The following is a 23750-nucleotide window of genomic DNA, read 5'->3' as shown; positions in this document are numbered from 1 at the left end:
AGGCTCATTCCGACGTGATGCCGTAGCGGTCCATGCGCCGATACAGCGCTTGGCGGCTTAGCCCCAGCTCGGCGGCCGCTTGTGCAATCACGCCTTGCGCGCGTGCCAGCGCCTGTTCGATGCGCGCGCGATCCGGCTCGCCCGCGGCCGGGGCGACCGGCCGTGGCGCGGCAGCACGCGGCAGATTCAGATCGCTCGCTTCGATGCGCGCACCCTGTGCGAGCAGCGCGGCGCGTTGCAGCACATTGCGCAGCTCGCGCACGTTGCCGGGCCAGGCATGCCGTTGCAATGCGTCGCGCGCTTGCGTGGACAGCGGCTTTTCACCGGCCAAAAAATATTCGGCCAGCGGGCCGATATCGCCGGGGCGCTCGGCCAGTGCAGGCAGCGCGATTTCTACCGTGTTGAGGCGGTAATACAGATCCTCGCGGAAACTGCCCTCGCGGATCATCGCTTGCAGATCGGCATTGGTGGCGCTGATCACGCGGACCTTGGCGTGGCGTTCGCGGTTGGAACCCAGCCGCTCGTAACGGCCGGTTTCCAGCACGCGCAGCAGTTTCATCTGCCCTGCCAGCGGCAGGTTGCCGATCTCATCGAGAAACAGCGTGCCGCCATCGGCGGCTTCGAACTTGCCTTCGCGCGCCTTGTTGGCGCCGGTGTAGGCGCCGGCCTCTGCGCCGAACAATTCGGCTTCGATCAATTCGCCTGGCAATGCGCCCCAGTTGAGTGCGATGAACGGCCCGTGTTTGGTTGCCGAATTGGCCTGGATGATCTCGGCGATCTTCTCCTTGCCGCTGCCGTTGAGGCCGGTGATCAGCACCGGCAAGTCCGAGCGTGCGACCTGGCAGGCCAGCGCAATCGCCCGTTCGCTGGCCGGATCGGCGAACACCGCGCCGCGCAGGTCGTAGCGCTGGGTCAGCTGCTCGCGACCACGCCGTTCGCGATCGCGGCGGCGCTCCAATTCGCGGCGTGCTTCGGACAATTCCAGCAGGTTGTTGAATGTGGTCAGCAGCTTGGTGTCGTCCCAGGGCTTGGCGATGTAATCGGCCGCACCGGCCTTGACCAGGCCCACCGCGCTGCCCAGATGGGTCCAGGCGGTGAGCAGGATCACCGGCAGGTCCGGGTGACGCTGGCGGAGTTGGCTAAACAGCGCCTTGCCTTCTTCGCCGGAGGTGGTATCGGCGGTGAAGTTCATGTCCTGGATCACCAGATCGAACGCTTGCTCATCCAGCAGCGCCAACCCGGCCTGCGGCGAATGCGCGTGCCGCGCCTCGATGTCGTGCAACGAAAACAGCACCTCCAACGCAGTGGCCACGGCCGCGTTGTCGTCGATGATCAGGATTTGCGGCATCGGGTGCTCAGTGGGAAACGCTGGGAGAAGGGCTATCAGAACAGGATTCTGTGCGTGGCGGAACTGCGCGAGCAACGGGGAGTGCGTGTGCCCGACAGGCCTCAGCCAGACGGGGCTGATCCCGGCAATGCAGCGATCGTCTGATCGGCGCGATGGCGTTGGCAACAGGGCTGCGTCGATGCCGACCTCAAGCGCAGATCTTGACGCAGCGCAGACGTCAGGGCCGGCAGGAGCTTTTGGCGCAGGCGCCGCGGGTGGAGGGGCGATCCTTGTGGGTGTTTGCAGGCGAACGATATTGCTGCGTGATGCCATCTGACTGGGACACCCAACGTTGCTGCTTACTACGCGTCAGCGGGCCGACACAGGAACCGCTGATGCGCCATCACGCCGTCACGCGCTCCGCGTCGCCACCGCCGGGGGCACCATCGTGGCGCGACGTGCTGGCCAGTACACCGCGATCTGGCCCAGCCCCCACAACAGAAGCGCACCGATCGGCAGGTAGATCAGCGGCAGGCGTGGCAACTCGTAGCGGGCCATCAACCAGACATTGATCGAGTAAGCCAGCAACATGCCAAGCACGATGCCGATCGAGGCGAGCAGGAAATTCTCGATCTGGAAATAGCGAAGGATCTGCCCGCGTGTGGCGCCCAGTGCGCGGCGGATGCCGATCTGCTTGGTACGTTGCTGTACCCAGAAGCTGGCAAGCCCAACGATGCCGAGTGCGGTGACGATCAGTAGCGCGATGCAGACTGCGCCCAGCAACCAGACCATTGCACGGTCGTTCTGAAAGAACTCCTTTCGGATATCGGAGTAGATTTCCTGCTTCAGCAAAAGCCTGCTGTTATCCAGCTTCATCAATGCCGCCACTGCGGATTTCAGCACTTCCTGCCGCCGCGCCGGGTCGGTGACGCGTACTACATACCTGCCTGCTGTGTATGGAACACGGATCGGCAAGATCATTGAGTAATTGATGCTGGCCAGGCCATTCACGGTGTTGGGCCGAACCAGTGTCTGCACGATGCCGACGATATGCAGCGGAACCTCACCCGAGTAAACGGTTTTGCCGAGTGCGCTCTGATTCGGAAACAACTTGTCTGCGGTCGCTTGCGCAAGAATGACCGACGAGCCTTGCTCGCGCACGCTTTTGTCGTTGTCAGCCTTCTCAACGCTGATGTATTGGTCTTTGGTGAAGTCTCGCCCGGCCACCAGTTGCAGCCCCAAGGTGTTCAATGCACCTTCGCTCACCAAGTATTGCGCAGCGTTGAGGTTCGGGCGCTCCTGCTCGCGCGTGACCGATACACTGCTGTTGGAAGATGAGTCAATAAATGGAATCTGGTTTGTGATGGCCGCGTCGCGCACGCCGGGGATGGATTGCAGCGCTGCCAGATCCTCCAGGGTGCGCGCATCGGCATTGACTTGTGTGCCGATACCGCCCAGTTCGATGCTGAGCAATTCCGATTCGGCGATGCCGCTGACGCGATGCAGGGTTTCCATGCGGTTGCCGATCAGAAACAGCGCGTTGCAGATGATCGCGCATGCCAGTGCGATTTCGAGCACGATGAGTGCTGCGGCTGTCTTGTGGCGGCGCAGTGTGGAGACGATTGGACGGATGTCCATGAGCGGTACCTTCGAGAAGAGGGCAATGCCCGCCGTGTTGCGGCGGGCGACGTGGTCAGGACGCTTTGAGCTGCAGTGCCGGTGCGACCTGGATGGCACGCCAGGCGGGTAGCAGACCGGCCAACAAACTTGCCAACAGCGCCAGAACGAAGGTGAGCAGCAGCATCTTGGTATCGAGGTGTGCAAGCTCGGCATAGTCCACCGGCTGTTGGCGTACGGCCCACAGTCCCAGCCACGCCAATGCCAGCCCGGCCAGCCCGCCAGCCAAACCGACGGTTCCCGCTTCCACCAGGCATTGCGCGAAGATGGCGCGACGCGATGCGCCCAGTGCGCGGCGTACGCCGATGTCCCCACTGCGGCGCAAGAACTTGGCAAGCAGCAAACCCACTGTGTTGAGCAGGCACACCAACAGGAAGCCCATGGCCAACCAGAGCTGCAGGCGCACATCGTTCGGCACGACTTCCTTGAAGTTGAGCCACTCCAACACGTTGCGCAGGCGCGTATTGTTCGGGCGCTCGAAGCGCCCGGCGGCGCGCTGCTGAGTGGAGTAATTGTCCAGATAGGCCTTGTAGTCGCCAGCCTGCGCGGGGCTTTCCAGTTCCACCCAGTACTGCATCCAGGTGCAGGGCGCGTTGAGTGCATTGGTATCGCCGCTTTCAAGCTTGCCGAAGCAGTTCATGCTGCCGCTGTGGTCCATTTTCAGATCCATTGCCACGCTGAAGGGCAGATAGACCTGTTCGTTGGAGCCGTAGGTATTGGTCACGTCGTAGAAGCGCGGGTTTGCTTTCCAGCGATCCAGTGCGCCAACGATACGGAACGCGTTTTTGTTCAAGCGCAGATCACGGCCCACGCTGTTGCTGCCGTCGAACAATTTGTCGTTGAGCGTCTTGGTGATCACCACCACGCGTTCGTGCCGTTCGTCGCTGCTGGACGACCAGGCCTGGCCGTACAGGAAGGGTGGCTGGAACATCGGGAAGAAATCGGCCGAGGTGTAGCGTGCTTCAGATTTGAAGGCGCTCAATCCGCTTTTTGCCGGTTCGATTGCCAGGCTTCCTCCTGTCATCAAGGCTTGGTGCTTGGCACGCTTCTCACGCAATAGCGCTTCGGCATCGAAGCGGGTCACTTGATCGCCGGGCTCTTCGCCTGGCTGGAAGCCTGCCTTCGGTTGTGGGTCGACGAGCACATTGAACAGCCGATCGCTCTTCTGCGGAATCGGATCGCCCGACAATACATAGAACACCGTCAACGTGGTCATGCTGGCGCCGATGCCGAGCGCGATGGCCAGCACCATCAGTGCGGTGAGCACCTTGTTGCGGCGGAAACTGCGGACCGCCAGAGTGAAGTAATAGCCGAACATGGGCGGGCTCCTTAGTCGGCCAAGGTTGCAGCAGCGCTGGGCGCGCGCATCAGGCTGGGGTTGCGTTCCAGATCGGTGGCCTGGCCGTCGACGATGTGCACGTTGCGCTGTGCGCGCGCGGCCAGTTCCGGGTCGTGGGTGACCATGACGATGGTGGTGCCCTGGCTGTTGATCTCTTCCAGCAGTTCCATCACCCCGCGCGCCATTTGCGAATCGAGGTTGCCGGTGGGTTCGTCGGCCAGCAGCAGGCGCGGGCTGCCGGCCAGTGCGCGCGCAATCGCGGCACGCTGCTGCTGGCCGCCGGACAGTTCGGTGGGGTAGTGCCTCAGGCGCGAGCCCAGGCCGACCTTGGTCAGTGCCTCTTCGATGCGCTGCTTGCGCTCGGCCGCGGCCATGCCGCGATAGCGCAGCGGCACATCGACATTGTCGAACAGGTTGAGGTCGGGAATCAGGTTGAAGCCCTGGAAGATGAAGCCGATCTTCTGGTTGCGCAGGCGCGAGCGCGCATCGTCGGAGAGGTGGCTGACGTCTTCGCCATCCAGCAGGTACTGCCCGCTGGTGAAGGTTTCCAGCAGCCCGGCCAGGTTGAGGAAGGTGGTCTTGCCCGAGCCGGAGGGGCCGGTGACCGCGACGAATTCGCCTTCGCGTACATGCAGGTGCAGCGACCGCAGCGCGTGCGTTTCCACCTGTTCGGTGCGGAAGACCTTGGAGACTGCTTGCATCTTGAGCATTGCCGATTCCTTTACGAAGAAGGTGTGTGCGAAAGAGGTCGAGCGTGGCTGACAAACCGTGGCGAGCAGCCTGACGGCTGCGCAGCAGGTGCTGGCCGCCTTAGTGGACGGTGACGCGCGGCGCATCGCCGAAGTTATCTGCGCCGGAGACCACCACGCGGTCGCCGGCCTGCAGCCCGGACAGCACCTGCACTTCGCCCAGGCTGCTGACGCCCATGCGCACGGGGCGGCGCACCGCGGTGTTGCCATCCATCACGTAGGCGTAGCTGCCGCCGGATTGTTCGACGAACGGGCCGCGCTCGACCTTGAGCACGTTGCGGCGCGTGTCCATGACCACGCGTGCGCTCATGCGCTGGCTCTGACGCAGGCCGGGCGGCTGCTTGTCGGCGAAGCGGATGCGTGCGGTGACTTCGCCGTTGACCACTTCCGGCGACACCGCCGAGATGGCGCCGGGGAACGGTTCGCCGCTGCCGCTGGTGAGCTGGGCCGGCATGCCGATGGCCAGATCGCGCGCGAAGCTCTCAGGCACCTTGATCTCCACTTCGAACTTGGACAGATCCACCACGCCCAGGATCGGTGCGTTTGCCGCGACCTGGGTGTGCTGCACGGCCTGCACCTGGCCGACCTGGCCATCGAACGGCGACAGCAGCGTGAGGGCGTCCACCTGGCGCTGCACCTCGGCCACCACCGCGCGTTGGCGGTCGGCCAGCAGGCGCTTGTTGCGCGAATCCAGATCTGCGCCCTGGCTCTTCAGCGCCGCATCGCGCTGGGCGTGCTGCAGGTCGATGTCGGTCTTCTTCAAGGTGTCCTGCGCCTTGGCCAGCTCCACCTGCGGCACTGCGCCGCCATCGTAGCCGCGCTGGTAACGCTCCAGGTCGCGCGCAGCGGCCTGCTTGTCGATCTTGGCCTGGTCGGTGAGCTTGCTGGCCGTGGCGCGGGCCAGCGTGGCATCCAGGGCGGCGCGGCTGGATTCGGCCTCCAGGCCGGCCAGCGTGGCCTGCTCCTGCGCCAGCTTGCTGCGCAGCTCCGGGCTGTCGATGCGCGCCAGTTCCTGGCCCTGCTTGACCACGTCGCCGGCGACCACGCTCAGCGTTACCGTGCCGGCGGAGATGGCGTACAGCACAGGGCTGTTGGCGGCGATGACGCGGCCGTCGGCGGCGATGTCGCGCACCAGGTCGCCCTGGCTGACGGTGGCGATGCGCACCCGGCTGGCGTCGAACGAGCGGCTGCCGGCGCTCCACGCAGTAACCGCCCAACCGATGCCGGCCAACACAGCCGCCGCAGCGATGCCGGGCCACAGCCAACGGCGCCACGGCGCTCGTTGGGCGGGTGTACGGAGAACCTGGTCCTGGGCGGAGGTATCGCGAATCATGATCGGCTGGCTCGGTGGCGTCACTGCGATAAAGCAGGACGTGTGCCAACCTTCAAGTACTTGAAGGAAATCATGTTTATGCGCTGGTAGGCAGTGTCCGCGGTGTCCGCGGACACTGCGGGCGGACACGCTGTCCGGGCGTGGTCATGCAGCGGACAAGAGCGGACACGCTAAAATGCCGGTCTTCTTTCCAAAGAGCTGTCCCTATGTGCGGCATTGTCGGAGCGATCGCCGGGCGCGATGTGGTCCCGGTCCTGATCGAAGGACTCAAGCGCCTGGAATACCGCGGCTACGATTCCTCCGGCGTCGCCGTGCTCGACGGCGCGCAGGTGCGCCGGGTGCGCCGTACCGGCCGCGTGGCCGAAATGGCACAGGCCGCGCAAGCCGAGCAGTTCGGCGCCACGCTGGGCATCGGCCACACCCGCTGGGCCACCCACGGCGGCGTCACCGAAGCCAACGCGCACCCGCACATCAGCGCCGGCGTGGCGCTGGTGCATAACGGCATCATCGAAAACCACGAACAGCAGCGCGAAAAACTGCGCGCGCTGGGCTACACCTTCGAGTCGCAGACCGACACCGAGGTCATCGCGCATCTGATCCATCACCATCTGGGCAGCGCGGGAAACCTGCTGTCCGCGCTGCAGCGCACCGTCAAGGAGCTCACCGGCGCCTACGCGCTGGCGGTGATGAGCCAGGCCGAGCCGGAACGGTTTGTCTGCGCGCGCATGGGCTGCCCGTTGCTGATCGGGGTGGGCGAGGGCGAGAACTTCGTCGCCTCCGATGTGTCGGCCATCGTGCAGGCCACCCGCCAGGTGATCTTCCTCGAAGAAGGCGACACTGCCGAACTGCGTCGCGATGGCGTGCGCATCTTCGATGGCAACGACGCGCCAGTCGAACGCCCGTTGCATCTATCGGATGTGTCGCTGGCGTCGCTGGAACTGGGCCCGTTCCGGCATTTCATGCAGAAGGAAATCCACGAGCAGCCGCGTGCGCTGGCCGACACCATCGAAGCGGCCATCGACGCCAAGGGTTTTCCGGCATCGCTGTTCGGGCCCAATGCCGAGGCGGTATTGCGCGAGATCGAAGGCGTGCAGATCCTGGCCTGCGGCACCAGTTACTACGCCGGCATGACCGCGCGTTACTGGATCGAAGCCATCGCCGGCCTGCCGTGCAGCGTGGAAATCGCCAGCGAATACCGCTACCGCACCGCCTACGCCAACCCAAAGCACCTGATCGTCACCATCTCGCAGTCCGGCGAAACGCTGGACACGATGGAAGCGCTGAAATACGCCAAATCGCTCGGGCATCTGCATACGTTGTCGATCTGCAACGTGCCCGAAAGCGCGATCCCGCGCGCCAGCGAACTGGTCTGCTACACGCGCGCCGGTGCCGAGATCGGAGTGGCCTCGACCAAGGCGTTCACCACGCAGCTGGCGGTGCTGTTCCAGCTCACCATGGTGCTGGGCAAGCTGCAGGGCCGCATCAGCGAGGCCGAAGAAGCCGATTATCTGGAACAGTTGCGTTTCCTGCCGGGCAGCGTGCAGCACGCACTGAATCTGGAACCGCAGATCATGGCCTGGGCCGAGCAGTTTTCGCCGAAGGAAAACGCCCTGTTCCTCGGTCGCGGCCTGCATTACCCAATTGCGCTGGAAGGCGCGCTCAAGCTCAAGGAAATCTCCTATATCCATGCCGAAGCGTATCCGGCCGGCGAGTTGAAGCACGGCCCCCTGGCATTGGTGGACGCGGCGATGCCGGTGGTGGTGATCGCACCGAATGACCGACTGCTGGAGAAGGTCAAATCCAACATGCAGGAAGTGCGCGCACGTGGCGGGGAGCTGTTCGTGTTCGCCGACCAGGACAGCCACTTCAGCGAATCCGAGGGCGTGCATGTGATCCGCACACCACGCCACGCCGGCGTGCTGTCGCCGGTGATCCACACCATCCCGGTGCAGCTGCTGGCGTATCACACCGCGCTGGCACGCGGCACCGATGTGGACAAGCCGCGTAATCTGGCCAAATCGGTGACGGTGGAGTAAGCGCGCGGGCGGGACAACCGTGCCCGCCGTCAGGCAGGCGCGGCCAGTGCGTTGTTTGTGCTTGGCCTGTACCACGCGAATGGTGGTGCCTGCGTGCCGCCGGTGCCGGCCTCGGGCCGATGATTTGCGTGCCTTAGCCGCATCGCGCCACTGCACCGACGCGTGAGCCCGCAGCCCCTGTGCAACGGCGGTGCGCAGCCAGGCCGCGTGGCGACCTCGCTGCTGCTGCTACGCAAGAGATGGCGGCGATCGTGATCCTCGGGCAGCCAAGCGGCAGGGCGTCGTCAAGGCAGCTGCGTGTTGCGCCGATTAGCAGCCGCGCTTCAAGGCTGCCAACGCTTTGGCCCAGGTTATGCATAAGCTTCTTGCGAGGGTCACACCACGCAGGAGGACGTATGCACGAGTCTTTCAAACAGGGGGCGCCGGCGGAATTGTGGCAGGCGTTGGTGCGCGAGGCGGGGCAGCGGATTGCGCGTCCGCTGGACGAATCGCGCGAACACTATCTGGTGTTCGTGTTGTTGCGTTTCCAGCGCGATGCGCATCTGCTGTCGCGCACGCAGGCACTGGCATGGTTGCATGCGCAGGATCAGGTCGGCAGCGTGCGGGCCGACGCATTGCGCGATGTGGGCGACGGATGTCTGTTGATTGCAGGCCTGTTCCCGGGCGTGGCGCAGCGCCGTCGGCTGAGCGTGGACTACTTCATCGACCTGGGGCGCGGCGCATATTCCGAAGTAGCCGACACCCGCTACAGCGATGCGGGGCTGTTCGCACAACTGGCCGGCAGCTATCGCGAGCTGGTGCGCACACTCGCTGCATTGCGCACGCCACACGATTGGCAACCGAGCGTTGGCGGGATCTTGCATGCGTAACCAGTGCACGTGCACAGGGGCGGTCCCCACATCGGCGTCGGGACCGCCCCGACTGCGATGGCGGCCGTGTGCGGGCACACTATCCCTGCAGGTCGATCTGCGGGTGCGTTGTGCCATTACCTGTCGATCCGAACTCTGCATCGTTGGAAGCCATCGCGTGCAAGCGTTGGTGCATCGGTCGCGCTGCATGGGGGACATGCAGCGCGTCGCACTTATCCAAAGGGACAGGGATTCATGAAGACGTGTATTGCAGCGGTGCTGTTGGCACTGCCTGGGCTTGCCGTTGCGCAAGATCTGCCGCTGGGCTATGCCGGTCAGGGTGGAATGACGCTGCAGGAGATCGACCCTGCCATCTATGCATATCACTACGACCACGGATTCGTGGGCGAAGATGCGCTGGGCTGGGATCCTGCGCTGCAGTTCGCCTGGTCGCGCATCGCTGCCGCCAAGGTCTGCGCACAGCAATCGTCATCGGATGCATTGATCGGCAAGTTGGTGGAGCAGTACGGCAAGGATGCCGTGGTGCACCAGATCAACGGGATCGGCTTTCATGAAGCGCAGATGCGCGCGGCCGGGACGTTTTGTACGCCGGCGCGCGTGACCGAAGCCACAGCGGTGGGGCCTGCGTTTGCTGGCGGTGATTTCTCTGCGGCAACTGCCTATGCGGCGGCGGCTGAAGCGGGGACGATTGCGGTTGCGGCGGCCGAAGGGCAGCCATCGCCACAAACGCAATCCGATGCAGATGTCGTCATTGCACCGTCGTCTGACTGGGCCTTGCAGCTGCCGTTACAGTCCAGCATGCGGGTGGGCCCGAACGGTCAGCCCAACGGCGATGAAATGTTGCGCGTGGTGCGTCGCGGGCATACCGGGGCGGTGGTGGGATTGCAGATCGCCACCAGCGTGTTTGCGCGTGGGGGCGTTGTCTCGGCCTTCAACAAGGGGCAGCTGAAAGGCGAGAAGATGGAAGGGGTGGGCAATCCGGGTTATCAATTGCAGCGCGATGCGGTCAACGCGCACTTGAAGACCTACTTCACCGGGCATCCTACGGTGCTGCCGGTGGATCGGTTCCCATTGCAGGTGCTGATGTCCGACTGGTTGCTGGTGTATCAAAGCCTGACCGATAGCGAATCGCCCTATGAATTGCGCTATGCAGTGACGATCGGTGGCGAACGCACCTGCCTGCTCAAGCGCAAGGCGAGCCCGGTCAGCATGGACTGTACGCCGACACCGCGTACTGCTTCTCTGGAGCAGTGGGAAGCCAACGATTACGCATTGGTCAAAGAGGCCGCACAAGCCTACAGCGACGAATGCGCAGCGAAATTCGCCGAGCGGTTGCCGCAGTGGTTCCCCGATAGAGAGGCTGTTGCGACGTCCAATTGAATGGCCGGATCTGCCGACGCCGGACATATGGCACCCGATGTGATCTGACAAGAATCAAGGTAAACATATCGCTAAACCACAAGGGGCACTGATCCGTCGATCAGTGCCCCTTGTGTCTTTCCATTGCAGAGCGCTCAGCCTACGCTGCGCGCCTGGTTACGTTGCTGCTCGTGCTGATCTTGAGCCTGCGTCTGCGTTTGCGCTTCCTGCCGCACGGCATTGCTGCTTTGCTCCAGGGGACGTTCCGCAGCGGTTGCCTTGTCGGTGTAGATCCGCTGATGCGCCGGGTCGCTCGGCTGGCCCTGTACGGCAAACAGCCCGCTGCCATCCTTGCTTTGCGCCACCATGTCGATTCGCTGCAGGCCACTGACTTTTGCTTCGAAGGTCATGTGGCCGGCAGCGTTCACCAACTGCTGCCGGTTGGCGAATGCATTCGGACCCAGGTGTTCCAGCTTGCTGACAGCCTGGTTGAATAGTGGGTGGTCGGGGTTGGTTTTCTCCGAGAGCAGCGGCGTCTTTTCTGCCTGCTTCAATGCATTCAACGTATCGCGGCCAACCACGCCATCGTCCTGTAGCCCGTGTGCACGCTGGAATGCCTTGACTGCCTCGCCCGTCCGCTGGCCATAGGCGCTGTCGGCTTTGAGCTCATTGCCGTTGGCGTCCTTGTAGCCCAGCTGCTGCAAGGTTTGCTGCACTTTCTGAACATCGGCACCGTGCGCCTTTTCTCGCAGCACGTCGGATGTTTCGGCCGCAGCTTGTGCATGCGTGGGCTTGTGCGCGTTGCTGTCGTGCGACTGCTGCTTGGTCTGGCTACGGTCCTGCAGCAACTCGCGCGCCTCGGAGAGCGGGTCGCTGGCATAGAGCTTGACGCCCTTGGCGTGCTTACGCTCGAGGTAGGTATCCAGCGAGCTGAGCTCGACACCCTCGCCGCCACGCGACTGGCTGATCTTGAGCTCGCCATCCTTGGGGTCGCGCACCACCATCGTGATGTGATCGATGCCCTTATAACGCCCCTTGTCCCAACTCTGCGGGCCATTGTCCTCGCCGATGATCATGCCCTCTTTGAGATTCTTGGCAGTGACGTCTTTGCCTTGGATCAGAACTCCAGAGCGCTGCTCGGCCTTGCGCAGCAGTTCGGATGCACTGTCGAAACCAGGGCTGAACTTTTCGTCCTTGGTGAAGATGGCCTTGTCGGCACCCTTGTTGATTTCATCCATGGTCGCGTTCTGCATCTCGACAACCCAGCCAGAACAATCGACTTTGCCTTTGTCAGGATCTTTTGCGCCCAAGCCATACTTGACGTGGTCGTACTTGTTGGTGAGGTCGTAGGCGGCGTGGAGCGCAATGCCGTGCGCTGCAGCTTTCTCCGGCTGGGCCGGTGCGGACTGCGATGGCGCAGACTGCGACGGTGTCTGCTGTGTGGCCGAAATGGGCTCGATGCCTTTTTCAGGAATACGGATACGGTCCATCTTCGTATCCCAGTACTGCACAAACGTCTGCGCCATGTCCTTGTCGGACATGTTCCGGAATGTCGCAGAATCGACACCCGTTAAAGATTTCAGCTCTTTCTCGCCGACATTGTTGATGATGTTCGCGCGCGTGCTTTCGAGACCAAAAGACCCTGTGGCGATCGCGGTCTGAAGCGAACGGTAGCCACCGGCGCCCTGCTGATGGGCCAGGTACATGTCCAGACCATCGGGTTCCGGCTTGCCCGACAGATAGGGCCGCCCATCGCGTTCGTGTCGATTAACCAGGCTCGTGCGGTTATCCAGGTACAACCGCGCTGCTGCGTCGGTGTTGACCACGGCATCCAACTCTCGTCCAGCGATGCCGTATTGCTGGGCAGTCGGCGGAGTGAACTGAAACAGGCCTTTCGCACCAGCGGCTCCGCGGCTAGCCAGTTCGTCGAAGGCGCCGCCAGTCTCTACATGGGCAAAACGCAGGAAGTCGTCACGCGGAATATTCCGCTCGGTCGCTTCACGTTCGATGATGTCGAGCACTTGGGCTCGTGAGTAATTCGTCGGCATCGCTCAAGGTCCTTGATTGAGTGCTGCAGCCATGCGGCTGCAGCGGTACGCCGCCCGAACCAATTCCTTTGGTCCTGTGTTAAGGGGTCGGCAAATACGATTTGTGGGCGGCATCGTAGCGATATTCAACCGTTTCGTCACCCCCGTTCGTCGGCGAGTCTGCAGAAACGCTCACCCGCAACGCGGGCAGCCCTGGCTGCTTAACGAACGCAAGCGTACTGCTGTTCTTGACGCAGGCGATCTTCCCGGGCGCGTCCTCGCCACAATTTGCACTATTGTCCTCACCGGCCGGGATATTGCCGATGTAGGTCCAATGTTTGTCGTTGACGTTATCGGTTTCCTTCGGGTTGAACACCAATACGTCGTAGGAAAGCATCCGTATGCCCGACTGCAGGCTCCACGTCGGCACGGCTAGGACCAAGCGGCCGTCGTCGGTGACAAAAGTCTCCGGCTTACGCGTCGTGTCGACGGTGTTGCCTTTTTCCATTCCGCCGAACTCGCCGATGTACGGCTCTGCGCCAAGAAGCTTCCATGGCGACTTACTGCCTGGTTCGCTGGTGACGAAGGTGGCGTGGGCCAAGGTCACCTTGGTACCAGGGGCAGCGTCGTGATTCTCGCGCTCCGCACCGTAGAGCTCGGGCGTTTCCCAGGCAAAGCCGGTGTAATAACGCGTACCGCCGAGTTCGAACTGGAAGCCGTACCAGTAATTGATCCAGCTGCCATTGGCGACCTCGTAAGAGGTTGCGCCGTCGCCGTCCACGTTGCTGATGAAATACAGCACGCTATCGGGTCGCGGCGGCTGCACTTGCTGGGTCGATCCCTGGGTTGCGTCCTGCATGGGAGATGCATCCTTGTCTGCGGATTTAGAGGTGGTGGCGTTGGCCGTGTCGGCGGTGGCCGTCTTTGGAGCCGTGGCGTCTGGCGCCGCCGGCTTGCACGCGGCGATCGTTGCTAGCGCAAGGATCAGTGGAATCTTCCTGACGAGCATTGGGGTGCATCCATTGCGGAGGGCGGCGAAAGTCTACTCCAGCCCGCCGTTGTGTCCAGTCGTCGCGCCGCGCCTGGTGATGCCGGCTTTCCGCCGGGGCGTGCGACCTCTAGGGAAGCTCTGAACAAAGCAGCATGATCTGCGACAATCGATCAACGAACCGAGCGGACGATTTCGATGCAGCTGACCTTCGGCGATGCGGAGTACAACGGCAAGCGCAAGCAGACGCGGCGCGAGGTATTTCTGGCCGAGATGGATCAGGTGGTGCCGTGGAAAGACCTGCTGGCGCTGATCGAGCCGCATTATCCAAAGTCGGGGCAGCCAGGGCGACAGCCGTATCGGCTGGAGACGATGCTGCGCATCCACTTTTTGCAGCAGTGGTACGCATTGAGCGATCCATCGGCGGAAGAAGCCCTGTACGACACGGTGTCGATGCGGCGTTTTGCAAAGATCGGCGGCCTGGATGAGGTGCCGGACGAGACGACGATACTCAACTTCCGCCACTTGCTGGAGCAACACGATGTGGCGCGCAAGCTGTTCAACCGGGTCAACGCGCACCTGTCGCGCAAGGGACAGAGCCTGCGCAGCGGGACGATCGTAGACGCCACGATCATTTCAGCGCCAAGTTCGACCAAGAACCAGGACGGCAAGCGTGATCCGCAGATGCACCAGACCAAGAAGGGCAATCAGTATTACTTCGGAATGAAAGCGCATATCGGCGTGGACGATGTGTCCGGGTTGGTGCACCACGTAGAATGCACGGCAGCCAACGTCGCCGATATCACGCAGGCGCACAAGCTACTGCATGGCAAGGAAGACACGCTCAGCGGGGATGGCGGATATACCGGGCTGGACAAGCGCGAGGAAATGGCGAGCAAGCGCAAGTTGCGCTACCTGATCGCAGCCAAGCCCTCCAAGCTGAAGCAGATCAAGAACCAACGCGAATTGAAGCGGGCCAAGCGTTGGGAGCACACCAAGGCCAGCTTGCGCGCGAAGGTGGAACACCCGTTTCGGGTGATCAAACGCCAGTTCGGTGACGTCAAGGTGCGCTATCGCGGTTTGGCGAAGAACACCGCGCAGGTGCTGACGCTGTTTGCGCTGTCGAACCTGTGGCTGAAGCGAAAGCAGTTGATGCCTGTCGTGGGGACGGTGTGCCTGTAATCCAGGCAACACCCCGCAAACGCGGCGGAAACGGCAAAAAATCGAGGGTCTGAGTGCCATCAGAACCTGTTCACGATCTTCGCAGATCAGTGCAGACTATGCGGATGCGCCAAAAGACCTATCCGAGTGACATGAGCCGGGAGCAGTTCGCACACGTGCTGCCGATCCTGGAACAAGCGCGCAAGCGCACCAAGCCACGCCGTGTGGATTTATATGAGGTGTGGTGCGCAGTGTTGTACGTGCTGCGAACCGGTTGCCAATGGCGAGCGCTACCCAGCGACTTTCCGAAGTGGCGGACCGTGCACTCGTACTTTGCCAAGTGGAGCGAGTGCGACGATGAGGGGGTGAGCCTGCTGGAGCGGGCGCTCAAAAAATCAGGTTGGCGTGGCCCGCGTGAGACAGGGGCGCAACGCTTGCACCAGGTTCTTGATCGTGGACGCGCAGAGCGTCAAGAACACGGACACAGCTGGGCAAAAGGGGTATGACGCAGGCAAGAAGGTGTCGGGCATCAAACGGCATATCGCTGTTGATAGTCAGGGGTTGCCCCACGCAATCGCGGTGACGACGGCGGAGGTGACCGACCGCAAAGGTGCGCTGCAGGCGTTGGAGCGCTGTCAGTCAAACCTGACGCTTGTACAAAGCTTACTGTGCGACGGCGGTTACACCGGAGTACCGTTTGCCAGCGGCGCGCGAGAGATTTTAGGCGAGCAGCTCACGGTGCAGATTGCCAAGCGCAGCGAACTGCACACCTTCAAGGTCATGCCCAAGCGATGGATTGTCGAGCGTAGTTTTGCTTGGCTGGAGAAGAACCGAAGGCTATGGAAGAACTGCGAGCGCAAACTCAACACCAGCCTGCAGTTCATCCATTTGGCCTTCTTGGCACTGTTACTCAGAAGATTGTGAACAGGTTCTTAGGGCAGCGGCGTGTTGGAAATGATCTCTACCCAGTATCCGTCCGGGTCCTTGATGAAGGCCAGGTGCTTCATGCGGCCATCTTCCAGGCGTTTTTGGTAGGGCACGTTGAGGCTGTCGAAGCGCGCGCAGGCGGCGTGGATGTCCGGCACCGAGATGCAGATGTGGCCGAAGCCGCGTGGGTCGCTGTTGCCGTCGTGGTAGACCGGGCCGCCCTGGGTTTCGGTGCCGTGGTTGTGGGTGAGTTCGAGCACGCCGGGGATGCCGGCCATCCAGAGGCGACGCGGTGCGTCGTCATCGGGAATGGGGGTGCCTTCCGGCAGCAGCGCGAGAAAATACAGGCTGAATTTTGCATCGGCGAAGTCGCGCGCATCGAGCAGGCGAAAACCCAGTACGCGCGTGTAGAAGTCCAGCGAGCGCTGGGCATCCTTGACGCGCAGCATGGTGTGGTTGAACACGAAGCCGCTGGTGTCGGCAGGCGCGGCGCTGGCGCCGGGGACATGTTGCAGATCGGTCAAAGGCATTGTGGTCTCCTCGATGAAATGGGGTGCAGGTCTGGCTGCGTGGGCGCCGATGGTAGCGGGGCAAGGGTTGTCGATATGTCTGCACTGCGCGAGATCGCTGATCTGGCGGCTGTGTTCCTCGGCCCACCGAAATCAGCAGCAGCTTTTTTACGCTTCAACACCGCGTGCACGGCCGATGAGCGGCTCAAAACATAGCGAGCAGCTGTCAGGCGGGTGCGGACGGCGGCTCAGAACCGCAGCGTGTGAAGTGGTACATGCGGATTCCGAGTACCGACCGCGCCCGCCTGGCGGTGAGCGCGGTCGTCTTGTTAGCCGCTCTAAAACGATCGGTCAATGCACCCGCCGCTGCTGTTTCAGAACCAGATGCGCAGGCCGGCAACGAACCGGCTGTCGCGCGCCGGTTCGCCTTCGGTCGTGGCGTTTCGCGCGGTATCGCCGAAGCTGCGGCTGTGCACCCAGCCGATGTAGGGCGCAAAGCGGCGAGTGATTTCGTAGCGCAGGCGCAGGCCAGCCTCGACCTCTTCCAGGCCGCTGCCAATGCCGCGGCTGGTGTCGTCGGTGAGCGCGATGTCCGCTTCCACGCGCGGTTGCAGGATCAGGCGGTTGGTCAGCAACACCTCGTACTCGCCTTCCAGCCGCAGCGCTGCGCGGCTGCCGTTGCCTACATAGAGCGTGGCCTCGGTTTCGAACTTGTAGGGCGCCAGTCCTTGCACGCCGAAGGCGGCCCAGCTGCGCTGTGCATTTGCGCCAAGGTCCTGACGCGCGCCCACGAGCAGGTCCCACCATGGCGAGATGGAGTGCCCGTAGAAGGCTTCCAGCGAGGCGGATTCGGTGCGGCCGTCGTGACGCTCGCCTTCGCTGCGCAGCCAGAGCCGGTCGATGTCGCCGCCAATCCATGCGCGGGATTCCCATGCCTGACCACTGCCGCGATCGGTGTTGAAGCCTTCCAGCCGGTCGAGCAGGACATAGTGGTTGATGCCCGCGGAGTGCATCGTATGCGCGTGCAAGGGTGCGAACGCGGCGGCGATATCGTCGTCGGTGGGCGTGGGGAGTGGTTCGCGTGGCAGGCCGGTGCTGCCGACGTCGGCATGGTGGTGGGTGAGTGTGGTGTTGGCGCGTGCTGCGGGAGGTTGCGCAGCGGAGGTGGGCTGCGCATGCCCCATTTTCGAGTGATCCATCGAGGCGTGATCCATTGGCTCTTGATCAAGTGCTCCGTGATCCATTGACGCATGCGTCATCGCCTCATGTTTCACTGCGGCATGCGCCATGTTGGCGTGGTCCATTTGGGCGGGTTGAGAGGGCGCGCGCTGCGCAGGCGGCATGTCGCCATGTTGCAGGTGGGAATAATGCGGTGTCGTTGCGTGCGATGTCGCGGGGGCGGCTTGCACAGACGGCGGTGCCGGGATGTCGCTGGCTGCGTTCGACGGCTTTACCGTTTTGGTAGAGCTCTTCATCGGCTCCCTATGTTGCATGTGCCCAGGATGCATCTGCATTACATGGTATTGCGTGTCCTGCGAGGAACTCTGCAGCGTTTCTTGCGGGTGTTCCTGCGCACTTGCAGAGGCGCTCGCCACTAGTGCGGCCGCCAACCAGGCCTGCGTGCGATAGCGGCTCATGCTTCCACCCGCACTTCGCGCATCATGCCCGCTTCCATGTGGTACAGCAGATGGCAGTGATACGCCCAGCGGCCCAGCGCATCGGCGCGCACGCGGTAGCTGCGGCGGGTGCCCGGCGGCATGTCGATGGTGTGCTTGCGCACCTGGAAGTTGCCGTCGGCATCTTCCAGATCGCTCCACATGCCGTGCAGGTGGATGGGGTGCTGCATCATGGTGTCGTTGACCAGCACGATGCGGAGCCGCTCGCCGTAGCGCAGCCGCAAGGGCTCGGCCGAGGCGAACGCCACGCCGTCGAACGACCAGGCAAATTTTTCCATATGGCCGGTCAAGTGCAGCTCGATCTCGCGCCCGGGATCGCGCCCATCCGGGTCGTCGAACAGGCTGTGCAGATCGCCATAGCGCAGCACGCGGCGGCCGTTGTCGCGCAGGCCCACGCCGGGGTCGTCCAGCCGCGGCACGGTGGCATTGCTGCGCATGTCGATCAGCGGGTTGCCGTCTTCGCTGGCGGGGTGGTGCGGCGTCTTGTCGTGTGTCTTTGCATCGTCATGCGAGTGCATGTCGTGCATCTCATGCGCCGCCTGCATCCCGGGTGTGCCATGCATTGCGGGCGTTGCGTGGTCTGCATGCGCCATCCCGTCGCCATGCCCCATGTCCTGCATGGTCAGGATCGCACGCGGGTCCAGCGCCGGAATCGGCGCCTGCAAGCCATGCCGCACCGCCAAGGTGCCGCAGGCGAAACCGGTGCGTCCCATGTCCTGTGCGAATAACGTAAATGCATCCTGGCCAAGCGGTTCGACAATCACGTCGAAGGTTTCGGCCGCGGCAATGCGCAGTTCGTCCACGCTGACCGGATGCACGTACTGGCCATCGGCGGCTACTACCGTCATGCGCAGGCCGGGGATGCGGATGTCGAAGTAGGTCATCGACGAGCCGTTGATGAAACGCAGCAACACTTTCTCGCCGGGGGTGAACAGCCCGGTCCAGTTGCCGGCCGGTGCCACCCCATTGAGCAGGTAGGTGTAAGTGTTGGCATTGACGTCGGACAGGTCGGTGGGCGTCATGCGCATGCGCCCCCACATGCCGCGGTCTGCCAGCGTTGCCCGCACACCGTCTTCGCGCGCATCGCGCAGGAAATCGCCCACGGTGCGCTGCGCGTAGTTGTCGTGGCTGGGCATCTGCTTGAGCCGGCGGAACAACGCGGCCGGGTCCAGATCGGTCCAGTCCGACAACAGCACCACATGCTCGCGGTCGTGGCGATACGGCGGTGGCGTCAGCGGGTCGATGACGATGGCGCCGTACAAGCCCGCCTGCTCCTGGAACATCGAATGGCTGTGGTACCAGTAGGTGCCGGATTGGCGCAGCGCGAAGCGGTAGTGATACTCCTGCCCCGGCGCGATGCCATCGAAGCTCATGCCCGGCACGCCATCCATGTTGGCCGGCAGCAACAACCCATGCCAATGCACGGAGGTGGGCTGGTCGGGCAGCGCGTTGCGCACGCGCACGCTGACCGTGTCGCCCTCGCGCCAGCGCAGCGTGGGCGCGGGCAGGCTCTGGTTGACGGTGATCGCCGGGCGGGTACGTCCGGTGACGTTGACCGGCAGGCGGCCGATCTGCAGCGACTGGCTGCTGCCGCGCAAGACGGGTGCAGCCATGGCGCGGGCTGCGCGCGCGTCGCTGCGCCACAGCCCGGTGGTAGCGGCAACCCCGCCCAGGGCCAGGCCCTGCACGAAGCGGCGCCGGCTCAGGCCCGGCGCGGAGGTTGGATCGACTACATGGGAATCGGAAGACATGACACCTCCGGTACGTCTGCGCCAACGGGCGGACGCAGCGCATCGCTGGGAACTCCCGCGTGCTGGCACGCAGGGCGAAGGACACGAAACGTGGCTGACAGACGATGCGCAGCCAGCGTCAGGCCGCGACGAGGGCGCAATTGCGCGCGCCGCGCGCGCAAGACCTGACGACATCCGGTAGCGGGCATGCCCGCCTGCTGGTGGGCACAGGGTCCGTCGGCCGCTTAGCCGATGGGAGGTCGTACCGGTTGTTCGTGCGCCGGGCTGCTGCGACCCTCTTCCAGGGTGGCAGATACTGCGGAATGGCCGGGCATCCCCGCCGGCACCGCCGGCAGCGTCAGCAGGGCCAGGCTGCAATGGTGCAGGCAGTCGCAACTGCCCAGCTTGCAGCAGTCGGCCGCATGCGGGTGATCGCCTTTGTCCGGCGGGGCCAGTGCGTCGGGCGCCGCCTTGTCCGGCGCCACCATGGCGTCGTGGCAGGGCATCGCCTGTGCGGTCGACGGGTGCGTCGCCATCGCGTGTACCGCGGCCTGTGGCATCACCGTATCCGGCATCGCCATGCCCACCGACGCCCACGCACCGGTGGCCGTATTGGCGACCAGGCACAGGCACAGCAGCAGGCGGAGCAGGCAACGCAGCACGGGCAGTCAGGGCGGCGGACAGGAGCCATGAGCATACCACCGGCCCGGCAACTGTCCGCCGGATGACCGCCCGGCCCGGGCGCACGCCCGGCGGCGGTAGAATTGCGGCCTCCTTTGCATCACGCCCGTGCCCATGTCGCAGCGCCAGTGGGTGGCCGCCGCCATCCAGAAGATCGAAGCCGATTTCAACCGTTCGGCCGACACCCATCTGATCCCGATGGACCTGCCGGGCTATCCGGGCATCGATCTGTACTTCAAGGACGAGTCCAGCCACCCCACCGGCAGCCTCAAGCACCGGTTGGCGCGCTCGCTGTTCCTGTATGCGCTCACCAACGGCTGGCTGCGTGCCGGGCGCCCGGTGATCGAGGCCTCCAGCGGCTCCACCGCCATTTCCGAAGCCTATTTCGCGCGCCTGCTGGGGGTGCCCTTCATCGCGGTGATGCCGGCGTCGACCTCGCCGGAGAAGATCGCCGCGATCGAATTCCAGGGCGGCCGCTGCCATCTGGTGGAGCGCGCCTGCGATCTGGACAGCGCCTCGCATGCGCTTGCGCGCGAGACCGGCGGGCACTTCATGGACCAGTTCACCTATGCCGAGCGTGCCACCGACTGGCGCGCCAACAACAACATCGCCGAATCGATCTTCAAGCAGCTGTCCGAGGAGCCGCACCCGATTCCGGAATGGATCGTATGCAGCCCCGGCACCGGCGGCACCAGCGCCACCTTGGGCCGCTATGTGCGCTATCGCCGGCATGCCACCCGCATCCTGTGCGCAGACCCGGAAGTGTCGGTGTTTTTCGACGGCTACTGCCGTGCGGTGGACGGGCAGTGCCCCAAAGAGCTGGCCATCACCGGCGGCTCGCGCATCGAAGGCATCGGCCGGCCACGGGTGGAATCGAGCTTCATCGCCAGCTGCGTGGATGTAATGATCAAGGTGCCCGATGCGCTGAGCCTGGCGGCGATGCGCCATGTCAGTGCCACCCTGGGCCGGCGCGTCGGCGGCTCCACCGGCACCAATTTCGTCGGCGTGCTGCAGGCGGCCCGGCGAATGCGCGAGGAAGGCCGGCAGGGCTCCATCGTCACCATCCTGTGCGATGCCGGCGAACGCTACGCGCACAGCTATTACGACCCGGCCTGGTACGTGGCGCGCGAGATCGATGTCAGCGACAGCGATGCAGCCATCGCCCTGGCCGTGAACGGCGGCGATCTGCCCGCCTTGCCTTGTGCGGCGCTGGAATGACCGCCATATCCACCACGCAGTGACACGCAGCTGTCGGTACTTGTCACCAGACAACTTCGTCATTCCTGATCCAGTCCCACCCGGAGCGCCCCATGACCAACCCGCTGCTCGATCTGTCCGGACTGCCGTCCTTCGATGCGATCCGCCCCGAACACGTGGGCCCGGCGATCGACCACTTGCTCGCCGATGCCGAGGCGGCAGTGAAGGCGGCCGAGCAGGTCAGCCCGGTGCGCTGGAATAGCTTTGTCACGCCGCTGGACGATGCCACCGAGCGCCTGTGGCGCGCCTGGGGGCAGGTTGGTCATCTGCAGGCGGTGATGAACACCCCGGAGTTGCGCGAGGCCTACAACAGCAACCTGCCCAAGGTGAGCCGCTTTGGCAGTGCGCTGGGCCAGAACCTGGCGCTGTATGCGCAGTACAAGGCATTGGCGCAGTCGCCGGAGGCAGCGTCCTACGATGAAGCGCGTCGCAAGGTGCTGGACAACGCACTACGCGATTTCCGCCTGGGCGGTGCCGAACTCGATGACGAGGCCAAGGCGCGTTTTGCCCAGATCCAGGAAGAACTGTCGGCCTTGGCGGCCAAGTTTTCGCAGAACGTGCTCGACGCCACCGATGCCTGGTCGCATGTGACCGAGGACGAAACGCAGCTCTCCGGCCTGCCGGCCGAAGTGATCGCCGCCGCGCGCGCTGCCGCAGAGAAAGACGGCGTGCCGGGCTGGAAATTCACCTTGCAGATGCCGTGCTACCTGCCGGTGCAGAGCGATGCCGACAGCCGCGAACTGCGCGCGCTGCTGTACCGCGCCAACGCCGAGCGTGCTTCCGAATTCGGCGATGCCGCGCTGGACAACAGCGCCAATATCGATCGCATTCTGGGCTTGCGCGCCGAGCTGGCGCAGCTGCTCGGATTCGCCAGTTACGCCGACTATTCGGTGGCCACCAAGATGGCGCAGAGCCCGGACGAGGTGATGGCCTTCCTGCGCGATCTGGCCGTGCGCGCCAAGGCGCATGCGCAGCGCGACCGCGACGAGCTGGAAACCTTTGCGCGCGACGAACTGGGCCTGGACGAGCTGCAGGCCTGGGATCTGGCCTACGTCAGCGAAAAACTCAAGCAGGCGCGTTACAGCTTTTCCGAGCAGGAGGTGAAGCAGTACTTCACCGAGCCGAAAGTGCTGGCCGGCCTGTTCGATGTGATCCACAGCCTGTACGGGCTTACCGTCAAACCCGACAGCGCGCCGGTCTGGCACCCGGATGTGCGGTTTTACCGGCTGGAAGATGCGCAAGGCGCGCTGGTCGGCCAGTTCTATCTGGATCTGTATGCGCGCGAAGGCAAGCGCGGTGGCGCATGGATGGACGACTGCCGCAATCGCCGCGACACAGCCAACGGCGTGCAGACGCCGCTGGTGTATCTGGTGTGCAACTTCGGCCGCGGCAGCGGCGACGCACCGGCCACCTTCCGGCATGGCGAGGTCACCACGCTGTTCCATGAAATGGGCCACGGCCTGCATCAGCTGCTGACCCGCATCGGCGAGCTGGGCGTGGCCGGCATCAACGGCGTCGAATGGGATGCGGTGGAGTTGCCGAGCCAGTTCATGGAGAACTTCTGCTGGGAATGGGAGCGCGTGCAGGCGATGACCGCGCATGTGCAGACCGGCGAACCGTTGCCGCGCAACCTGTTCGATCGCTTGCTGGCTGCGCGCAATTTCCAGAGCGGCATGTTCACCGTGCGCCAGCTGGAATTTGCCTTGTTCGACATGCAGCTGCACAGCAGCTTCGACCCGACCCAGGACAGCGTGCTGCAATTGATCGAGCGCGTGCGCGACGAGGTGGCAGTCAATCGGCCGCCAGCGTGGAATCGCTTCCCGCATCAATTCAGCCACATCTTTGCCGGGGGCTATGCGGCCGGCTATTACAGCTACAAATGGGCCGAAGTGCTCAGCGCCGATGCCTATGCCGCGTTCGAAGAGGCGCCCGAGCAGGTGGCCGAGACCGGTGCACGTTTCCGCCATGAGGTGTTGTCGCGCGGTGGCAGCCGCAGTGCGGCCGACAACTTCCGCGCTTTCCGTGGGCGTGCGCCGAGCATCGATGCGTTGCTGCGACACAACGGCATGGCAGGCTGAAGATGCCGGCCTTGTCGGCCTTGCGCC

General features: G+C 63.7%; 18 protein-coding genes and 1 other RNA gene. 7 read left to right on the top strand and 12 right to left on the bottom strand.

Features of this window, described 5'->3' with window-relative positions; genetic code table 11:
- Positions 1–4: 4 nt before the first annotated feature.
- From M3O59_RS17570 to M3O59_RS17550, 5 genes are all read right to left on the bottom strand, one after another.
- Positions 5–1348: a sigma-54-dependent transcriptional regulator gene (locus M3O59_RS17570; RefSeq protein ID WP_116906354.1), complete on the bottom strand. Its 1344-nt coding sequence runs from the start codon at positions 1346–1348 to the stop codon at positions 5–7.
- 390 nt (positions 1349–1738) lie between these two features.
- The gene (locus M3O59_RS17565; RefSeq protein WP_116906355.1) at positions 1739–2965 is read right to left on the bottom strand and encodes an ABC transporter permease; all 1227 of its coding nucleotides are present in this window, start codon (positions 2963–2965) and stop codon (positions 1739–1741) included.
- A gap of 55 nt (positions 2966–3020) precedes the next feature.
- Positions 3021–4322 (bottom strand): ABC transporter permease, encoded by a 1302-nt coding sequence (locus M3O59_RS17560; protein WP_249054683.1) that lies wholly within the window; start codon positions 4320–4322, stop codon positions 3021–3023.
- 11 nt (positions 4323–4333) lie between these two features.
- Entirely contained in the window at positions 4334–5053 is a 720-nt protein-coding gene (locus M3O59_RS17555) for an ABC transporter ATP-binding protein (protein ID WP_249054685.1), read from the bottom strand.
- Between the two features lie 100 nt (positions 5054–5153).
- The gene (locus tag M3O59_RS17550) at positions 5154–6425 is read right to left on the bottom strand and encodes an efflux RND transporter periplasmic adaptor subunit (RefSeq protein WP_249048939.1); all 1272 of its coding nucleotides are present in this window, start codon (positions 6423–6425) and stop codon (positions 5154–5156) included.
- Positions 6426–6631: 206 nt separating this feature from the next.
- Here M3O59_RS17550 and glmS point away from each other — a divergent pair, with 206 nt between their 5' ends.
- The 3 genes from glmS (at position 6632) to M3O59_RS17535 (ending at position 10710) form a co-directional block, all read left to right on the top strand.
- Positions 6632–8461, top strand: coding sequence for a glutamine--fructose-6-phosphate transaminase (isomerizing) (gene glmS / locus M3O59_RS17545; protein WP_116906359.1), 1830 nt, complete (start codon positions 6632–6634; stop codon positions 8459–8461).
- A gap of 395 nt (positions 8462–8856) precedes the next feature.
- Positions 8857–9330, top strand: coding sequence for a hypothetical protein (locus M3O59_RS17540; protein WP_116906360.1), 474 nt, complete (start codon positions 8857–8859; stop codon positions 9328–9330).
- A gap of 234 nt (positions 9331–9564) precedes the next feature.
- Positions 9565–10710, top strand: a complete 1146-nt coding sequence (locus M3O59_RS17535; protein ID WP_116906361.1) for a hypothetical protein — start codon at positions 9565–9567, stop codon at positions 10708–10710.
- A 134-nt stretch (positions 10711–10844) separates the two neighbouring features.
- Here the strand turns inward: M3O59_RS17535 and M3O59_RS17530 are convergent, their stop codons facing one another.
- Positions 10845–12710, bottom strand: coding sequence for a peptidoglycan-binding protein (locus M3O59_RS17530; protein ID WP_116906362.1), 1866 nt, complete (start codon positions 12708–12710; stop codon positions 10845–10847).
- 106 nt (positions 12711–12816) lie between these two features.
- A complete protein-coding gene (locus tag M3O59_RS17525; RefSeq protein WP_116906363.1) occupies positions 12817–13575 on the bottom strand; it encodes a hypothetical protein in 759 nt (252 codons plus the stop codon).
- A 327-nt stretch (positions 13576–13902) separates the two neighbouring features.
- On the opposite strand from M3O59_RS17525, the gene M3O59_RS17520 reads away from it, so the two are divergent.
- Positions 13903–14886, top strand: coding sequence for an IS5 family transposase (locus M3O59_RS17520; protein WP_330462230.1), 984 nt, complete (start codon positions 13903–13905; stop codon positions 14884–14886).
- Positions 14887–14990: 104 nt separating this feature from the next.
- A protein-coding gene (locus M3O59_RS17515) for an IS5 family transposase (protein WP_373419007.1) occupies positions 14991–15789 on the top strand; the annotation gives its coding sequence in 2 pieces (ribosomal slippage) (positions 14991–15262 and positions 15261–15789; 801 coding nt in all).
- A gap of 8 nt (positions 15790–15797) precedes the next feature.
- Here M3O59_RS17515 and gloA read toward each other — a convergent pair.
- The 5 genes from gloA to M3O59_RS17490 form a co-directional block, all read right to left on the bottom strand.
- Positions 15798–16322 carry a lactoylglutathione lyase gene (gene gloA / locus M3O59_RS17510; RefSeq protein WP_116905766.1) on the bottom strand — a complete coding sequence of 175 codons (525 nt, stop codon included), beginning with the start codon at positions 16320–16322 and terminating at the stop codon, positions 15798–15800.
- A 181-nt stretch (positions 16323–16503) separates the two neighbouring features.
- A non-coding RNA gene (locus M3O59_RS17505) (sX9 sRNA) lies at positions 16504–16578 on the bottom strand.
- Positions 16579–16675: 97 nt separating this feature from the next.
- Positions 16676–17938: a copper resistance protein B gene (locus tag M3O59_RS17500; protein ID WP_116905765.1), complete on the bottom strand. Its 1263-nt coding sequence runs from the start codon at positions 17936–17938 to the stop codon at positions 16676–16678.
- On the bottom strand, positions 17935–19728 hold the full coding sequence (locus M3O59_RS17495) for a copper resistance system multicopper oxidase (RefSeq protein WP_249054608.1): 1794 nt from the start codon (positions 19726–19728) through the stop codon (positions 17935–17937). Before M3O59_RS17495 ends, M3O59_RS17500 begins: the two co-directional genes overlap by 4 nt.
- A 224-nt stretch (positions 19729–19952) precedes the next feature.
- On the bottom strand, positions 19953–20369 hold the full coding sequence (locus tag M3O59_RS17490) for a CopL family metal-binding regulatory protein (protein WP_330462232.1): 417 nt from the start codon (positions 20367–20369) through the stop codon (positions 19953–19955).
- 133 nt (positions 20370–20502) lie between these two features.
- On the opposite strand from M3O59_RS17490, the gene M3O59_RS17485 reads away from it, so the two are divergent.
- Both M3O59_RS17485 and M3O59_RS17480 read left to right on the top strand, forming a co-directional pair.
- Positions 20503–21606: a PLP-dependent cysteine synthase family protein gene (locus M3O59_RS17485; RefSeq protein WP_064635113.1), complete on the top strand. Its 1104-nt coding sequence runs from the start codon at positions 20503–20505 to the stop codon at positions 21604–21606.
- Between the two features lie 92 nt (positions 21607–21698).
- Positions 21699–23723, top strand: a complete 2025-nt coding sequence (locus tag M3O59_RS17480) for a M3 family metallopeptidase (protein ID WP_249054599.1) — start codon at positions 21699–21701, stop codon at positions 23721–23723.
- The last annotated feature ends 27 nt before the right edge of the window (positions 23724–23750 follow it).

It is taken from the genome of Xanthomonas nasturtii, from assembly GCF_023337365.3.
In the GTDB taxonomy this organism is placed as follows: Bacteria; Pseudomonadota; Gammaproteobacteria; order Xanthomonadales; family Xanthomonadaceae; genus Xanthomonas; species Xanthomonas nasturtii.
The sequence above is the reverse complement of the archived record's forward strand: the minus strand, read 5'-3'. Positions and strand labels throughout refer to the sequence as shown.

What these genes read in the sequence shown, in the direction of transcription:
- gloA (WP_116905766.1), bottom strand. Translation starts at nt 16,322, where the DNA reads ATGCCTTTGACCGATCTGCAACATGTCCCCGGCGCCAGCGCCGCGCCT.
- M3O59_RS17560 (WP_249054683.1), bottom strand. Translation starts at nt 4,322, where the DNA reads ATGTTCGGCTATTACTTCACTCTGGCGGTCCGCAGTTTCCGCCGCAAC.
- M3O59_RS17500 (WP_116905765.1), bottom strand. Translation starts at nt 17,938, where the DNA reads ATGAGCCGCTATCGCACGCAGGCCTGGTTGGCGGCCGCACTAGTGGCG.
- M3O59_RS17485 (WP_064635113.1), top strand. Translation starts at nt 20,503, where the DNA reads ATGTCGCAGCGCCAGTGGGTGGCCGCCGCCATCCAGAAGATCGAAGCC.
- M3O59_RS17565 (WP_116906355.1), bottom strand. Translation starts at nt 2,965, where the DNA reads ATGGACATCCGTCCAATCGTCTCCACACTGCGCCGCCACAAGACAGCC.
- M3O59_RS17550 (WP_249048939.1), bottom strand. Translation starts at nt 6,425, where the DNA reads ATGATTCGCGATACCTCCGCCCAGGACCAGGTTCTCCGTACACCCGCC.
- M3O59_RS17540 (WP_116906360.1), top strand. Translation starts at nt 8,857, where the DNA reads ATGCACGAGTCTTTCAAACAGGGGGCGCCGGCGGAATTGTGGCAGGCG.
- M3O59_RS17535 (WP_116906361.1), top strand. Translation starts at nt 9,565, where the DNA reads ATGAAGACGTGTATTGCAGCGGTGCTGTTGGCACTGCCTGGGCTTGCC.
- M3O59_RS17525 (WP_116906363.1), bottom strand. Translation starts at nt 13,575, where the DNA reads ATGCAGGACGCAACCCAGGGATCGACCCAGCAAGTGCAGCCGCCGCGA.
- M3O59_RS17570 (WP_116906354.1), bottom strand. Translation starts at nt 1,348, where the DNA reads ATGCCGCAAATCCTGATCATCGACGACAACGCGGCCGTGGCCACTGCG.
- M3O59_RS17555 (WP_249054685.1), bottom strand. Translation starts at nt 5,053, where the DNA reads ATGCTCAAGATGCAAGCAGTCTCCAAGGTCTTCCGCACCGAACAGGTG.
- M3O59_RS17480 (WP_249054599.1), top strand. Translation starts at nt 21,699, where the DNA reads ATGACCAACCCGCTGCTCGATCTGTCCGGACTGCCGTCCTTCGATGCG.
- M3O59_RS17520 (WP_330462230.1), top strand. Translation starts at nt 13,903, where the DNA reads ATGCAGCTGACCTTCGGCGATGCGGAGTACAACGGCAAGCGCAAGCAG.
- glmS (WP_116906359.1), top strand. Translation starts at nt 6,632, where the DNA reads ATGTGCGGCATTGTCGGAGCGATCGCCGGGCGCGATGTGGTCCCGGTC.
- M3O59_RS17495 (WP_249054608.1), bottom strand. Translation starts at nt 19,728, where the DNA reads ATGTCTTCCGATTCCCATGTAGTCGATCCAACCTCCGCGCCGGGCCTG.